1 pseudogene is annotated in these 444 nt (G+C 56.1%); it reads right to left on the bottom strand.

Annotated features, from left to right (window positions below):
- Positions 1-444, bottom strand: a pseudogene (gene fliG, locus F7Q90_RS26090) (flagellar motor switch protein FliG); the annotation flags it as partial.

Raw genomic sequence — 444 nt, forward strand, 5'->3', positions numbered from 1 at the left:
GCTCGTCAAACAGCGCCAGAATATCGGCGGCCTGGCCACGTTTGAGGTGGACCAGAATGGTAGCGATAATCTGCGGGTGCTCGTCGCGAATCAGGTCGGCAGCACTCTGCGGCTCCATAAAATTGAGCGTTTCGATACCGCTGGTGGTATCGCGCGTTTCCAGAATATCTTCCAGCAGGCTGGAAGCTCGCTCCTCGCCCAGCGCTTTTACCAGCACGGAACGCAGATATTCGTTGGCGTTGATATTCAGCGCGGCGAACTGCTCCGCTTCCTGCTCAAACTCTGACAGCACGTCCGTCAGTTGTTTGTTGGAGATTTGACGCACGTTAGCCATCGCCGTACTCAGCGCCTGCACTTCGCGGGTGGAGAGGTGCTTAAACACCTCTGCCGCCCGGTCCTCGCCAATGGTCATCAACAAAATGACGCTTTTATCGGTACCGCTAA

Origin of the sequence: Pantoea stewartii subsp. stewartii, from assembly GCF_008801695.1 — a bacterium.
Classification (GTDB): domain Bacteria; phylum Pseudomonadota; class Gammaproteobacteria; order Enterobacterales; family Enterobacteriaceae; genus Pantoea; species Pantoea stewartii.